The 14,893-nt window shown below is 42.6% G+C and carries 12 protein-coding genes; all 12 read right to left on the reverse strand.

Features of this window, described 5'->3' with window-relative positions; all coding sequences use genetic code 11:
• Positions 1-4 precede the first annotated feature (4 nt).
• Genes FR741_RS20155 through tagH form a run of 12 tightly spaced genes read right to left on the reverse strand, consistent with a single transcriptional unit; the run spans position 5 to position 14,851 of the window.
• Positions 5-799, reverse strand: coding sequence for a type VI secretion system accessory protein TagJ (locus FR741_RS20155; protein WP_167427558.1), 795 nt, complete (start codon positions 797-799; stop codon positions 5-7).
• Between the two features lie 10 nt (positions 800-809).
• The gene (gene tssC / locus FR741_RS20160) at positions 810-2,321 is read right to left on the reverse strand and encodes a type VI secretion system contractile sheath large subunit (protein ID WP_167427559.1); all 1,512 of its coding nucleotides are present in this window, start codon (positions 2,319-2,321) and stop codon (positions 810-812) included.
• 52 nt (positions 2,322-2,373) lie between these two features.
• Complete coding sequence (tssC, locus tag FR741_RS20165) at positions 2,374-3,867, reverse strand: type VI secretion system contractile sheath large subunit (RefSeq protein WP_005396386.1); 1,494 nt, start codon at positions 3,865-3,867, stop codon at positions 2,374-2,376.
• Complete coding sequence (gene tssB / locus FR741_RS20170; RefSeq protein WP_005396385.1) at positions 3,867-4,397, reverse strand: type VI secretion system contractile sheath small subunit; 531 nt, start codon at positions 4,395-4,397, stop codon at positions 3,867-3,869. Before tssB ends, tssC (FR741_RS20165) begins: the two co-directional genes overlap by 1 nt.
• A gap of 15 nt (positions 4,398-4,412) precedes the next feature.
• Positions 4,413-5,531 carry a type VI secretion system protein TssA gene (tssA, locus tag FR741_RS20175; protein WP_145535197.1) on the reverse strand — a complete coding sequence of 373 codons (1,119 nt, stop codon included), beginning with the start codon at positions 5,529-5,531 and terminating at the stop codon, positions 4,413-4,415.
• Positions 5,524-6,318, reverse strand: coding sequence for a PP2C family protein-serine/threonine phosphatase (locus FR741_RS20180; protein ID WP_005398381.1), 795 nt, complete (start codon positions 6,316-6,318; stop codon positions 5,524-5,526). Before FR741_RS20180 ends, tssA begins: the two co-directional genes overlap by 8 nt.
• Positions 6,319-6,327: 9 nt before the next feature.
• The gene (gene tagF / locus FR741_RS20185; protein WP_167427560.1) at positions 6,328-7,023 is read right to left on the reverse strand and encodes a type VI secretion system-associated protein TagF; all 696 of its coding nucleotides are present in this window, start codon (positions 7,021-7,023) and stop codon (positions 6,328-6,330) included.
• A complete protein-coding gene (tssM, locus tag FR741_RS20190; protein WP_167427561.1) occupies positions 7,005-10,523 on the reverse strand; it encodes a type VI secretion system membrane subunit TssM in 3,519 nt (1,172 codons plus the stop codon). Before tssM ends, tagF begins: the two co-directional genes overlap by 19 nt.
• Positions 10,524-10,539: 16 nt before the next feature.
• Positions 10,540-11,832, reverse strand: a complete 1,293-nt coding sequence (tssL, locus tag FR741_RS20195; RefSeq protein ID WP_046875354.1) for a type VI secretion system protein TssL, long form — start codon at positions 11,830-11,832, stop codon at positions 10,540-10,542.
• Positions 11,833-11,843: 11 nt separating this feature from the next.
• Entirely contained in the window at positions 11,844-13,169 is a 1,326-nt protein-coding gene (tssK, locus tag FR741_RS20200) for a type VI secretion system baseplate subunit TssK (protein ID WP_104972680.1), read from the reverse strand.
• A gap of 21 nt (positions 13,170-13,190) precedes the next feature.
• Positions 13,191-13,646, reverse strand: a complete 456-nt coding sequence (tssJ, locus tag FR741_RS20205) for a type VI secretion system lipoprotein TssJ (RefSeq protein WP_005395676.1) — start codon at positions 13,644-13,646, stop codon at positions 13,191-13,193.
• A gap of 11 nt (positions 13,647-13,657) precedes the next feature.
• Positions 13,658-14,851, reverse strand: a complete 1,194-nt coding sequence (gene tagH / locus FR741_RS20210; protein ID WP_005395675.1) for a type VI secretion system-associated FHA domain protein TagH — start codon at positions 14,849-14,851, stop codon at positions 13,658-13,660.
• Positions 14,852-14,893 lie beyond the last annotated feature (42 nt).

A 14,893-nucleotide genomic window follows, 5' to 3' on the forward strand; every position in this document is an offset into this window, starting at 1 on the left:
ATTGTTACGCTATTTGTTTCGACTCTAACAATGTAGTCAAGTCACAGATTGGGAGGGCTGAATCACCAACTAGCCAACATTTTTGGCCTAAACCCACGAAGGATTCTTGCTCACCAAGCTGTTTCCAATCTGTTTCTCGACCTAGCTTTTGTGCGTCAGTTTCTGAGTCAACATAGGTCAATGGCATATGGCCTTCTCCTTCGCCAAGTCCGTCAATATCAAACTCTACAGGTCGCCAAATACTTTCTAATAAAGAGGTGGACGCTTTTATTTCTAGCGCTTGAATGCTAGAAATTGGAACAAGAAAATAGTTACCCGCGGTGGAAAACAGTTCAATGTAACCACCTAAACGATCATCAATATCCCTAGCATCTTCATAGTTTGTACCGTTTATGTTAAAGCCTTTAATAGTACGCTGTTCTTCAATGCTATGCGCTAGGTGTGACGCTTCTGCATAGTCTTGATTTTTGAGAGCGAGGTTAAAGCGAACAAGCTTTTTAGTGAATTCCTCGTCACCTAATACCTTGGCACTAGCCGCACCGTCGATAAAATCTTTTCTAGCCTGGGCCGCTTTCACTAAATGTCGCAACTGACTTGCACCAGGTAGATACTCAGGAAACAATTTGATCGATTGCATAAGTTGCTCATCCGCACGCTCGAAGTCTCCATCAATGCAAAGCAGCTCAATGAACGAGCTTCTCAAGCTTGCATCTTTAGGCGCCGCTTTAATTTCATCAATTAATAGCTCTAGAGCTTGTTGCAATTGGCCTTGGGACAAAGCATTTTTCCATTGGGTCATTGTTATTTCCTTACACCAAGTGCTCTGGTGATAATTCAGTAATTAATTTAATGCTAGATACCATTTGATCGAGCTGGAAGTGCGGTCGCAAATGGATAACAGAGTAATAGTGTCCTGGAGTTTCTCTTTTCTCTCGAACCGTAATTTTCGCTTCATTTAAGGGGTACTTCGCCCTAAGTTCATCAGATGCTTCATCCGACGCGGTAGTGTACTGGTGCAACCATCGTTGAAAGTCTCGCTCTAGGCTTTCTGAATCTTGATATCCACCAATCTTGTCACGCCCCATAACCTTGAGATAATGTGCGACTCGCGACACACACAACGTGTATTGCAACATCGACGTGAGCTTTGCATTCGTTGAAATGTGTTTTTCTGCATATTGCTTAGGCTTGTAGAGAGATACATTCGAGGTCATCCCTACCATATCGGTTTCAGGTACAGGAGAAATAGAAATGAAACCGCATTCAGACAACTCTTGTTCTTTTCTCTCAGAGATCTTTAAGTTTAAAGGGCATCTTTCACGGTCATTCTTGCCATTAACGCGCATTTTGTTCCTAGTAGGAGCGACGATAATACCCTGGCTATAATCCCCTTGCTTAATGCCTCGCATGTGCGTAAACCACCCATGCTCCTGAAACGCTCTAATTGATACGGCCGCAAAACAATACGCGCTACTCCCCCATAGCAAATCACGATTAGAGTCGTAGACATGCTCTTGAAAGTCGAACTGATCGTTGCGCGAACCATCACTTTTATATGGCTGACGGAATAAAACATTCGGCGCAGTCAGGCCAATAAATTTGGTATCATCGTTGTCTCTCAGACTGCGCCATTTTGCGTAATCTGCCTGTTCAAATTGGGCCGCAATATCTCTTATCGCAGAGAGCTGTGAAAAACTGTCAACACCAAACATCTCCGGCGATGCTGACATAATGAACGGGCTGAATGCTGCCGCTGCAGACTGAGAGATCTTGCTGAGCACAGACAGATCTCTATCAAAATAATTTTTACTCGCATCACAACGAAGTTGATAATCGCCAACTACCACGCCAAAGGGTTCTCCCCCGGCCATGCCATATTCATTTTGATAGAGCAGCTTAAATAGTGCTGATTGGTCAAACTCGATGGCTTTTAGTGCATCTTTACTGACTTCATTCCATGTTGCCGCCAACACCTTGACTTTGACGGAGTCTGATGATCGAGTGTCGACCTGTTCGCATAAATACCTCACGCCGATCCAACCTCTTTCGAGTTGTTGAAACTCAGGATGATGTATTATTTCGTTTAATTGAGATTCTAATAGCTCATCAATTCGGTTTATCGTGTTCATCACACTATGACGAAAACTGTCCAAATCTCTTGAACGCGTACCTTCTAGCCAAATTCGAGCTGCCTCTACAAGATCAGAAGATTCATTGAATCGAGTCAACCACGGGCTATCAAGCTCAGCATGGCCTCCTGTGCTGAATTCATGCTTTAGCTTACTGGGATCGCGAAAGTTAAGTGACACTGCTATTTCCATCTAGAACATAACGATTTGGTATGGCTGGCCTTACGACCAGCCAATTCATTTCTTATCCACCCGACTGAGGGATCTTTGCAACAAGTCGCAAAGATGTCGTCAATTCTTCCATTTGCAGCCAAGGCTTAAGCCATGCTACAGCATTGTAAGAACCTGGTGCGCCAGGGATTTCCTTAACCTGGACACGAGCATCTGCTAGAGGGTATTTCGCTCGGATCTCTTGACCACCACCCTCTGAAGCATTTACATAGCCTAGAATCCAGCGGTTCAACCAAGACTCAACGTCTTCTGCTTCCATAAAGCTACCGATTTTATCTCGAGCCATTACCTTCAAATAATGCGCAAAACGAGATGTCGCCATCATGTAAGGTAGACGTGCTGAAATCGCCGCATTAGCCGTTGCTTCTGGAGATTCGTGGTTCGCCGGTTTTTGACAGGTTTGCGCACCAAAGAAAACCGCATAGTTGGTGTTTTTGTAGTGACAAAGCGGTAAGAAACCAAGTTTACCCAGCTCTGCCTCACGTCGGTCGGTAATACCAATCTCTGTTGGACACTTCATATCAGGATCGCCATCATCACTCATGAAGAAATGTGTTGGCAAATTATCCACTCGACCACCACCTTCTGCACCACGGATAGCTGTACAGAATCCATATTTTGAGAAGGCGTCTGTTAACTTAACACCAAGAACATACGAAGAGTTCATCCAACAGTAGTCATTATGCTCAGCATTGACAGCAATACCTGACACTGGGTCTACTTCGAACTCTTCAAATCCAAATTCCTCAACTGGAGCAGTGGCTTGTCCGTATGGCAAACGAGCCAGAACTTTCGGCATAGTCAGGCTAACAAAACGTGAATCAGCACTCTCACGGAACGAACGCCATTGAGCGTATTCTAACGACTCAAAGACCTTGTCTAGATCGCGTGGTTTTGACAGTTCAGTCCACTCATCAAAACCAAATAGTGCTGGTGAGGCCGCGGACAAGAATGGGGAGAAGCCTGAAGCGGCTACATTTGACATTAGGCGCAGCGACTCAATATCCTCTGGGTGGTTGGTAAACTCATAGTCACCAATTAATGCACCATAAGGTTCACCACCTGCACTGCCAAACTCAGACTCGTAAACTTTCTTAAAGATCTGGCTTTGGTCAAATTCAACCGCTTTACTCAAGTCTTTATGTAACTCTTTCTTAGTCATACTCATCATGCGAATTTTCAGAGTAGAGCTCGTCTCTGAGTTCATCACTAGATAATTTAAACCACGCCAAGAACCTTCAAGTTTCTGTAATTCAGGATGATGCATTACTTCAGACAACTGATCAGAAATCTGTTTATCAAGTAAATTAATCGCTTCACGAAAAGTTACCGTTAGGTTTTTGTTCCAAGTAACCGTCCCTTTCATCGCTTCTTCAGTGAGCGTTTTAATTAGCTCTTCAGCACGAGAGGCTTCTGTCTGCTTAGTTGCACCAATAGCTTGATCTAAAAATGAAGTTGTTTGTTCATTAACAGTTGGATCTAACTGCTTTTCAGCTTCAGTCGTCATTATTCCGCTCCTTCAGTACTGTCTGACTTCGCTTTCTTGCCAAGATCTAACTCGCCCGCAAGTTTTGCCAGATTGTCTGTGTTGTTCAAAACATCCTCTAAGATGTTTTCAAGCTCTTCAGAACGGTCAACTTTTGTCATCAAATCACGCAGTTTATTACGCGTTTCCATCAGTTGGCGCAGCGGATCAACTTGATTTACGATCGCAGCGGGCTCAAAGTCTTGCATTGATTTAAAGTTCAAATCCACCTCAAACTGTGAATCGTCGTTCGCAAGCTTGTTCGCAACTTTGAACTTAACCGATGGGTTCATCTTTTTGAGCACATCATCGAAGTTGTCTCGATCGATCTGAATAAAACGGCGGTCTTTCAAAGGCTTCAACGCTTCAGTGTTTTGACCAGCGAAGTCACCCATTACACCTACAACAAAAGGTAGCTCTTTCTTAAGAGTTGTACCTTCAGTTTCAACATCATAGGTAATGTGGACACGAGGCTTCCGTACTCGTGACAGTTTCGAGTGGATACTCGTCATACCATTCTCCCTTTATTAATTTTCATTTTGTTCTGCTATGCCAACCAAACGGAAGTAGCTTTTCTTTGCATCTCCGTCGGAGATAAGTTCCGCCAGTAACTCCGGCAGAGGCATTCCACACCAACGAATGATCTGTTCGATGGAGTAAGAAACTGGTGAGTGAGGCTCACTCTCTCTGAAGAAATCAGCCACTTGCTGCAATTGTCTAATCGCCTGCTCTCGTGATTTCATGTTTGTCGCTAATAGTGCATCAGAACTTTGTGAACTCACTTGTTGTTCCGAAGAAGAAGATTCATCCACCTCCTCCAGTTCTTCAAACACAGCTTGTGGTTGATTAAAACGCTCTCCAAGGAGATGCTTTAATGCCGAGTGTATTGATTCAAGCCTTTTTGATATATAAGAGCTAGGAGTAACATCACCTACCGCTTCATCTAATCGCTGACTGAATTCATTAAATGACTCTGTGGCGAACTCCAGATCAGCGATTAGCTCACGATAAAAGGCATCAGAGGTAGATTTAACTGTAGTTGTAATATCAGATAGCTCTGTAGCGCCAAGATCGACTCGATTTCGGCGCTTATCTTCATCTAAACGCTCCAACTCAATAGCTTGCTGATATTCCCAGTAGGCATACGCTTGCTCAACGCCTACGTCAGTAAGCGGGATACAAGCAATAGGGAAAATAAGTGTTCCTTCGCTATCGATACCATTGAGGCCAGTAATCGCCGATATTCTTGTTTCAATGCCATCCTCATCAGGCATTGGATAGAGAGCATCCCAAAACTTCTCGATGAACTCGGTTGCGAGTTTGTACCCAACGCCCATACCACGAAAACCATGCAATCGAGTTAGGGCTTCTATAAGCCAAGCAACAAATTCCAAATCTTTAGACTGATTCGTAAGTATCTCTGGTACTTCCTCAATAAATACACGCCATAAGTTACTGTGGGTATAAATGCTTTCTTCTTCTATAAGCGCATTGCGCTCTGCATTTCGCGCAGCCATACGCTGATCTTTTAATCGGTAATAAGCGGACTGTGGCGAGACATCTTCTCTAGGATCAACACCTGTGGGATTCTCTTGAGATATAGGAGCCAACGCTTGTTCATACCAATCGAACATCTCACTATTCATAAGACCTCCCTCTAAGAAAAACGGGGATCGTCGCGTCTTCTCTCGTTACTGCTTCAAATTCTGTCTGCGCTTGGCGAACTTTGACTAACGCACAAGTAACGTTATCACTTGCACCTCTCACTAACGCCGAATGCATGAGCGCTAATCCTGCTTGATTTACTGAGTCCGCATACAATGTCCGGTGAATTTCATCACTCGTTAATTCTTTAGAAAGCCCATCACTACACAGAAGAAATTGATCTCCGTCAGCCAACTGCCCCGAAACTTGATCAATAGTGATACTCTCATCTACCCCAACAGCTCTGGTAATAACATTTGCGAGAGGATGTGACTCAGCATCTTCAAATGCCAATAACCCTTGATCGACTAAATCCATAACTTGACTATGATCGCGTGTTTTTTGAGAAAAATGACCATTTCTAAGCTGGTAAATTCGGCTATCACCGACCCAAAGACAGTGGTAATACCCGTCCTGGATAAACAACAAAACGAGAGTTGTTCCCATCGTTTTACCGTCTAAGTGATTTTGTGCGTATTGATAAATTTCTAAATTCGCGGCTTGAACCACACTCCGGATATCATCGATATTGGTATTTGGGACATCCTGCATATGGCGCGCGATTCTATCCACTAGCATCTGGCTTGCTATGTCGCCAGCACTATGCCCACCCATTCCATCGGCTACAACCCAAATATGCTGCTCTGTCATATCTAAAAGAGCATCCTCGTTATAAGGGCGTACTTTTCCTGCGTGCGATTTAGCAAAGGTAAAATAGTTCCAATTCATTCTTCTATCCTACCAATTCCACTTTTTCCAACCGCCATCAAGCATGGCAGAAAATTGACCAATAGAAGGGAAACCGCTGGTCATAAACATACATGGTTCAACTAGAGTAGAGCCTTCAGTCCACCAAAAGCATGGCTTACTCAATTTTTCTTTAATGAGGTAATTCAAAAGTGCTCTTTGATCTGCTCCACCTTGATCATGAAAAATCGTAGATATTTGGCTTTGATAAAGAAACTTAAGAGGCCGCACTTCACTTTTTACATTCGCCACTAAATCGTTTTTTTCTTGCATGCTCTTATGCCAAACATCAAATACAAAGTCGTCCTCAAGTACTGCTAGGGCAAGAGATGCACTGTCCTCGGTCCAAGCTTTGTCCTCCCAATATTGCGCAGCTTCACCTTTTACGGCACGAGCTATAGTAAAGAAAAAGTATCTACCGCATGCATCTACACTAGGAATCATGCTACCAATGTATGTCGAGTCTTCTAAGTAACTAACATCCAGAGCAAAGTGCCACACAGGCGCGGTTAAAAAGTGCTCATTCCAACTTTCACCCAATTGTTCTCTGCTGACTGCAATAACAGCCTGCAGCCAGTCATGCCAGCGCTCTGAAAAGTCTTGTGATAAGCCATCTTTCACAAAGTCGCCTTTTGCAGGCATTTTACCGATATAACCCCAGGCTGATGTTACAAGGTTCGTGGACATCTGAACCTCTCCATTTCATTTGACCAAAACGGATTAATAGCACTAGACGGAATAAGCTCTAGTTGCACCTTATTTCCCTTTAAATCAATCATAACTATGTTGTCTTTACGTGATTCTGGTCTTGCTTTAAGTGATTGATCTAGCAGTTTGAATATGCCCCACTCACCTTCATAAGTATGGGCAATCTCACGTTTAGATTCAGGTGGTGTGAACACTATTCGAGTCTGGTCTTGACCCGCAGGCCAGGTCAAGGATTTAGCTCGTGCTGGTCCATGCTTATAAACCAAATCTTGCTTACCTAACTCTAGAACAAACCGAGTAATGTGCTGATCCAGATACACTGGTTTCATACCGAACTCTACGCGCAATGAATTATCAGATTCAAAGAAAGACTGCCTGATACGCTTCGCTCTTTGAAAGACCATCAGCGTTTCTGGACGAACTCCAATTTCCTTTTCTAATCGCCAACGACTGTTCGACGTATCGACAAACGGTTCAAGATACTCTTGGAAGAATGAGTCAAGCGTACCTCCATAACCAAAGAAACGTTTGAAGTCCTTCAGCCTTACTTCTCTGCTCGCATTTGGCTCGAATGGGTATCTGCCCGCAATCGTCCGCTGATAAGGGCGCACCACTTGCGTAACCCAAAGCTGATTTAGATGATCTTTCGACCCTCTCTCCGCAAACTTAACTGACTCTTGAGAAAGTTCACCTAGCCATTGATTAAATGGCCTAGGCAAAAGTTCTTTAGCGCGAGCAAAGGAAGCAGCCACATCTTGTGTAACGGTCCCATCTAAAATACTTTTGTAAGCAATTTTCTGATTATTACCTGAGCTTGATAAATCGCTTAAGTACGAGCGCAAGTTAACCATAGCTTGTTGAATATCATCAAAGTCTTGTTCGCCGAGACGTAAGATCTCCGAAAAATGAGATTCGACTTCTTTACCTGGCAGTGCAACATTGAAACCATTTTCTTCAGGCAAGTACATGTCTAGTCTATCTGCCGTATTCGAAAATTTAACTTTGGCAACCTTACCAGCAACTTCAGAAGCGGCCTTCTGATTTTCTGACAATGATACTTTCGACAAACCAACTTCTTTTTGGATTGCCCTCAACAACGATTCGATTGGTCTTTCAACTCCAGATAGAACTCTAGCTTGTTCTGTTGCAAGCTCTAGGCTCGGAGCCTGCTTAAGTTGAATATCTTCGATCAGAGTTTTCCATTCATTCACATAATCTTGATAGTATCGAGATTGGACTCCTTGAATAGCGCTATCTTGATCAATTTCATGAGCCTTAAGATCGTCACCGTAAACCCAGTTCTCTTCCATTAGGCTTTTTACTGTACGGTTGATCTGAATCTGAAAAATGCTATGAAAGCCATTGTACGTATAAAAGCCCGAAATGCCTTGTGATAACGGCTTTCCACTCGCTCGTTCAAACTGCTCAAGCCCTTTAGGCCCCAAAACATCAGTCAAACGAAATGAAGGAACATGACTCTTCGAAAATTGTATCTTCATTCGCTGATAAGCACGTTCTGGTAGAGACATTTGTGTCAAAACCTCGCGAGCATTAGTCACGGCAGCAGTATTATAAGAAAAGCCTTGTCCATTATTCTCTAATAAATTTTGAGTGTGCTGTAACAGACCTTTTCTTAAGTCTAGATTTAGTTCACCCGGATATTGACGTTCAAAATAGAAGTTAAACCAAGCCAACACTTCATCTTGTTGGTATTTGTCTGGATTAAATAACATCAAATAAGTTTTCAACGTTTCATACAAATACTCTCGATGCTGTTGATTACTTTCCATTTCCGTCACCAAGCTATCAAGAAGCAAGGGAGCGTAATATTGGGTCAACGCATCAGAATATGCATTGTTCGCCGCCTGTGAGACTTTATCTCCTTGATAGAGACCAAACCTTTTTACGGAATCAGCATCGCCGTAGTTGCTTTGCTTTCCTAGAGGAAGCGTCATCAATCGGTCTAATGTCTCTACGGCTGAGATAATATCCGCCTCAAAATCTAGGCTCTCAGCACCAATCATTGCTTCAATATGGCCGGCTTGCTCATTGGTATCGACAATCAACTGAGAATTCCACTTGTAGCTCATAAGCCAAAGTGCAGACGCACCTAGCAGTAGAGAAGCACAGCCAATGTACACACCTCGGCGCATCCACCCTGACTGCTTTTGATAGTGACGATTAACCGTTCCTAACAGTTGTTCCTTGAAAATAACCTTATCAAACAAGTTCTTCACGAAATAACTATGAGATCCTGTTGGGCTTTTTGCTAGAGCGAGGCGATTTAGTCCAAGTCCATTGGTCGATTCATTCATTAACTTATCGACTGGTAAGCCTTCTTGGACCGAGCTCAACATAAACACACCACGAATCAAGGCTGGCTCTTCAAAACTATTTTGTGCAAATATTTCCGCTAAAAATTCATCAAGGTTAGCTTGTAATACCCTTAGCTGTTTAGGAAATTCAAAAATAAGTGCTCGCTTCTCTAAATCATCTTCAGTTTCAAGGATTCTCAGCATTCGCGCATCAAGGCGCTCCAGCATGCCATGAAATTCTTTATTGAATAAAGAAATAACCCCTCTTTCATCAGCCACTTCACGCGGAAACATGAAACCGAACAATTCCTCACGATCTTCCTTGCTTAGATCAGAGAAGAACTCATTGAAACCCGCAACTAAATCCATTTTGGTCAGTAGTACGTAAATAGGAAATTGCATCCCTAACTGATTCTTCAGTTCTTGAAGGCGCGACTTGATAGCTCGAGCATGAAGGCTTCGCTCGGTTCTTGTCTGCGACATCACACTGGCTAAACTAATTGTGACAATTGCACCATTAATTGGCCTTTGCGTTCTATATTTTTTCAACAGCCCCAAGAAGCCGTGCCATGCTTTAGAGTCGACTTTTTCTTGACTGTCTTGTGTCGTGTATCGACCGGCCGTATCAATCAGAACTGCTTTATTTGCAAACCACCAATCACAATGACGAGTTCCACCGACACCAGCAATAGAGTCAGAACCAAGGCTATCCGCTAACGGAAACTCCAGCCCTGACTGCTTTAACACTGTTGTCTTCCCTGTCCCTGGAGGGCCGATCAACACATACCAAGGCAAGTCATATAAGCTTCGCTTTCCTTTATGTGTTTTCGTTACTACTTTGACAGCTTGCTCAATACGCTCGCGCATTAAGTCAATTTCACTCGCCGCTTCTTTATCTGACTGACTATCAACCTCAAGTAACGTTTGAATACTTTCGTCTTCTTTAACTTTTTGCTTGTGCTGCTTAGTCACGTTGAATAAAGCCCACACAAACACCAGCACCAAAATCGTGACGAGTCGTTGGAAGTCGCTCTTTAGTGGCTCATATCCCGCTATCGTGATAAGTGGACCAACAACCCAAATAAAAATTGAACAAGCAGCGACACCGATAAGACCGAGAAACCACCTTTGAGTAAATATTCTGCCAATTTCTTTAATACGCATCTCTATCTACCTGTTATTAATTCGCGACAAGGAGGTCGATTTCAATTCGACGGTTAATAGCTCGGTTTTCGTCACTATTGTTTTCAACCAATGGTCTTGCATCACCCAGCCCTTCTGGTATGACTCGACCTTCTAGTGCGCTATTCGAGATAAGTTGTTCAGACATAGCAGTAGCTCGAGCTAATGATAGATGCCAGTTCGAAGGATATTTACTCGTGAAAATTGGCCTATCATCGGTATGACCTGTCACAATGATCTTGCCTTGGGTAGACTCCAACGTTCTAGCGAGTTTAGAAATTACGGGTTGGATATACGCGACAACATCAGCACTACCTGATTCAAATAGATCTTGCGACTTTAACGAAATTCTTACCCTGTCTTGCAACGGCTCGACGTTGATTAGCCCCTTCCCGATCTCAGTTGCCAGATACATAGAGATCCTTTCTGCAATTGGCGCTGATTTTGATTCTGACGTTGTATCTTGGTTAAGCTGTTGCGGTTGAACCAAATTGACTAATTGAGAAAAGGTGCGGTTGGAAGCCTTGTTTAGCTCATAGCTAAAATACATAAATATACAAACCAATAATGCAGCCGTTACGGAGCACACAACCCAGAGAGGAGCTCTGTCGGAAGCCTTAGAGCCATTCAAAATGTGTTGTTCGATACTATTGCTTAGCTCTTGAGGTATCCCTCTTCCGTAAGACTTAAGAATAGCGATAATCTGCCTTCTCAGTTTTCGGTGAGACTCCAGTCCGTTTTTTTCCAAACGATATTGGCCGAGAAACCCAAGCGATAAGCACACGTACATCAATTCAAGCAAATCTAAATTTGTATCTGGTTGCGCCATGCACTTATCAAGGTACTTAAAGAACGCCTCCCCACCTTGGCTGCTGGCATAGAAAGAACTAAGCAATGAGTCATGGCTCCAAAATGAATGCCCCCCCCAATTAGTATTGAGCACCGCTTCATCTAACGAGCAACACAAACAGTAACGAGCCGTATCAATAGTGTCCAAATCAACGTCGTGGTGGCGTAGTCGGTTCTCATAATCTCTAAGTTTTTGTGCCAACGTCTCTTTTAGAAACAACGGGTCAGAATGAGTTGCTGTCGCTCGAATTTGACCAATAATAGATAAAAGACCATTTGCTTCTGCCAATAAAGGGTTGTTCCCATAAGCAACCACTGAATCGTTATTCACCAATTCAGGACTTTTTGAGATAACTACCGTATTATCTGCTGACTTTTCTGATTGTGGTTTCGGTGCGGGCGCTCTTCCACCCGGTGTTGGTTTTACGATCGTTTGTTCCATACTGAGCACACCTATTGACTAATACTCCACAGCTCAAGGTCAGCATTCGGAAAATGCCCCGATAAATGCAGCGCAATACCACCACTGTCTTTCAGCCTCATCCAAAACGGGCCTTTCTTGACTACTTCGAAGTAGACATAACCCGTTTGGTAAGGGATCTGCCTCGGTACTACACTCAATGGCGCTACGTTTATGCCATTAATCTGATTGTTGATCAGATCACGAATCTGCTCCGCTGGTCCAAACTTGAGCTGCGCCGGGACTAAACGTCTGATTTCATCTGTTGTCGTATCAGCTTTGACCGCAAGCACAAACTGGCATGATTCAAGTAAACGCTTATCTGGAAGTGGCGTCACTTGAATTCCATATTGTCGTGGCTCCAAAGGAAGTTTGCTTGCTGTTTGATCAAGGACAACGCTCAGATATTGACTCAGAACTTGATTCAATTCGCTATAAACACTTGATACATCTAAGTGATCGTATGTAAGTAAGCTTGGCATCCTCTTGGTTTTGTCAGAAAACGTAGCTAATTCACCAATATAACCTTTCAGGGTCGTAGCTAATTCCAATGGATGTAGCCTGTCTAGGTCACTAAAGTGCTTTAACATCGCCTCATACCTGTTCAACATTTGTAGCATGATGAAATCAACAGCAGATGCAGAGGCGGCTTTGCCCTTAATCAATCGCTGCGCAATAACGTCGGCACGCATCTTTGTCATCGCAATAACGTTACGCAAGTAAGCCGACATAACTTTGTCGCTAAGTAAATTGATAAGCGGTGGAACATACGAATCGTCTAGTATTACTTCGCCTTCTGCCGTTACCTCTTTTATTTTCAAAATCGGTAACTCAACATAACCCGCTAATTTGTCATTGCTGGCTTTCAGTTCCAGGTTTAGGGCTGCGACTTGAATCGTTTCTTCATCCTGCCCAGTGAGATTATCTATAACGTCAACGTCTTTAAGTACATAACGAGAAACGATCGCCTCACTTACATCAGAAACATTTTTACCTTTGATATTTGAAAGGGGAAGAGTGATTTTTACTAACGTATTTTCTACGTCTTTATCAATAAATAAAGGCACAACCGAATCGCTGGCTGTTAAGGTATTAACCAGAGTCATATCTGGCAAAACTGCCTCAAAGTGATCTAATTCAATCAGACCATCTTTTAATGCATGTTCTTTTACTCGACATTTCCAAACCCCCCAATTATAAGCCCCACCAAACTGATGTAAGCCTTTGAATTCTTGAGAGGTTGCGCGTTCATGTTGTTGAAAGTGCTGGGGACGTAAAAACATCCCTTCGCACCAAGCCGTCTTGGAGTATTGCGTCATTTATAATTAGCCAACTAAACGTTATTTTACGACCAAAGACAGATCTTCTAACAGAATTTGATAGGTGTTGTAACCGGTCTTATCCACTTCAATGACTTGTCGCCAATTTGAATTTTCAATATCTCGAAACGCTGCGACAATGCCTAAGTATTCAGTCTTTGGAGACATACTTGCCTGATATGTTTCTTTCTGACCTGGAGTTAATGATATTTCATATTTATTCACTAAATCAGGGCCTAATACTTTTTCACTTTCTTCATAAATTGAAAAAAAATCCTGACTTTCAAAAAGGGTATTTGATGTTAATTCAAAAACATACACGACTACAGGGGATGGCCTACCATTGGAGTCAGGGTTAATATTGTGATTTGCTGTTATTTCTAAATCTGAATATGGGTCAACAACTAAATTGGCTGCTGAGCATCCAAATAAAACCATTGAAATTAATAACAAAATGTACTGATAAACTCTTTTCATCACCCTATTTCCTAGCTTTTATTTTTTAATGCTAACTCATAGTGTTTAGCGAAATCTTCTAAATAAAATGGAGATTCTTTATTGATAATGTCATCGGATAGCTTTTCATGAATATCCTCAAACCGCTTCCAACTTTGAGCATATTTCCTTGCTGGAATAACCTTATTAATAACCGTGTCTTTAGCTAAAGCTTCTGAGTATATCGACGTAGGTTCAACAAGCGACATAACACTTGAAACCGTACCCTCAACACCTTTCATTAACGCTTGTTCATGACTTTCTATATCACTAAACGCTTCTTTAATGGCTGCACTTGGCTTTAGGAAACTTGCAGTTTGACGGTTATATAAGTTATGAATTGCATCCTCTAAATTCGCAGAGAACTTCAGAGGATTATTTTCTGACTTCCGAAACGCAGTATGACTAAGTCGATTTGTTTGTTTAAATACCGCTCGATTGTGCAGCGTTTCCATTAAACCAACTAACATCAAAGAAAATGATTCCCCCAGTTGTTCAAACCATTGCTCTCTGTTATCGCTGGGAATCATCGTTGGATCAATACCCGCTCCTTTAATGAACGCCGCAAGCTCGCTCCCTTTACTATCAAATTTGGGAGTTGGTTGACGTTCTAGCTGTCGTGGGGTTTCCGGTACAGGTGTAGGATCTACACTCTGTTTTTCTGGTTTGGGGATATCAATAAAATCATCGACTAAGCCAATATCTAATTGAAAGTCAGAAGGAACACTCTCATTCAAAAGCTCACTGGCACTAAGGCCGAGGTCTACAAACTCTGCTTCAGATGAACTCGAGAATGCTTCAGGTTCTGAACTGGAACGAAAGTTACTTTCCTGATTATTGAATGCCTCAGTGCTCGTTTGAATACTTACTGAAATTTGGTAATCCCCTAAACTAACCGTATCGTCGTCGCTTAGTGCAATCTCATTTCCTTGGCCCACAGGTGTCACAGCGTTATTAACAAACGTGCCATTAGTTGATAAGTCTTTTATCAAGTATTTATCACCAAACTTGATGAGCTCTCCGTGAGTTCCAGATACTACTCTTTCAGGGTCTGGCAGTGTCCAATCACATTGTTCAGACCGACCAAATGTAACCTTGGCATGCTCATCACTTGATTCAAACACAAACTCACTCTCTATCTCTGGAGTAAATTTGTGAAAACTTGTTATGGTTAAAACCAACTTCATGTAAACCTCGCCAAAGACCTGCTAAATATTATTTTTAATTTT

The organism is Vibrio diabolicus (assembly GCF_011801455.1).
GTDB classification, from domain to species: Bacteria; Pseudomonadota; Gammaproteobacteria; order Enterobacterales; family Vibrionaceae; genus Vibrio; species Vibrio diabolicus.

What these genes read in the sequence shown, in the direction of transcription:
- tssK (WP_104972680.1), bottom strand. Translation starts at nt 13,169, where the DNA reads ATGACGCAATACTCCAAGACGGCTTGGTGCGAAGGGATGTTTTTACGT.
- tssB (WP_005396385.1), bottom strand. Translation starts at nt 4,397, where the DNA reads ATGACGAGTATCCACTCGAAACTGTCACGAGTACGGAAGCCTCGTGTC.
- tssJ (WP_005395676.1), bottom strand. Translation starts at nt 13,646, where the DNA reads ATGAAAAGAGTTTATCAGTACATTTTGTTATTAATTTCAATGGTTTTA.
- tagH (WP_005395675.1), bottom strand. Translation starts at nt 14,851, where the DNA reads ATGAAGTTGGTTTTAACCATAACAAGTTTTCACAAATTTACTCCAGAG.
- tssC (WP_167427559.1), bottom strand. Translation starts at nt 2,321, where the DNA reads ATGGAAATAGCAGTGTCACTTAACTTTCGCGATCCCAGTAAGCTAAAG.
- FR741_RS20180 (WP_005398381.1), bottom strand. Translation starts at nt 6,318, where the DNA reads ATGAATTGGAACTATTTTACCTTTGCTAAATCGCACGCAGGAAAAGTA.
- tssL (WP_046875354.1), bottom strand. Translation starts at nt 11,832, where the DNA reads ATGGAACAAACGATCGTAAAACCAACACCGGGTGGAAGAGCGCCCGCA.
- tssC (WP_005396386.1), bottom strand. Translation starts at nt 3,867, where the DNA reads ATGACGACTGAAGCTGAAAAGCAGTTAGATCCAACTGTTAATGAACAA.
- tssM (WP_167427561.1), bottom strand. Translation starts at nt 10,523, where the DNA reads ATGCGTATTAAAGAAATTGGCAGAATATTTACTCAAAGGTGGTTTCTC.
- tagF (WP_167427560.1), bottom strand. Translation starts at nt 7,023, where the DNA reads ATGTCCACGAACCTTGTAACATCAGCCTGGGGTTATATCGGTAAAATG.
- tssA (WP_145535197.1), bottom strand. Translation starts at nt 5,531, where the DNA reads ATGAATAGTGAGATGTTCGATTGGTATGAACAAGCGTTGGCTCCTATA.
- FR741_RS20155 (WP_167427558.1), bottom strand. Translation starts at nt 799, where the DNA reads ATGACCCAATGGAAAAATGCTTTGTCCCAAGGCCAATTGCAACAAGCT.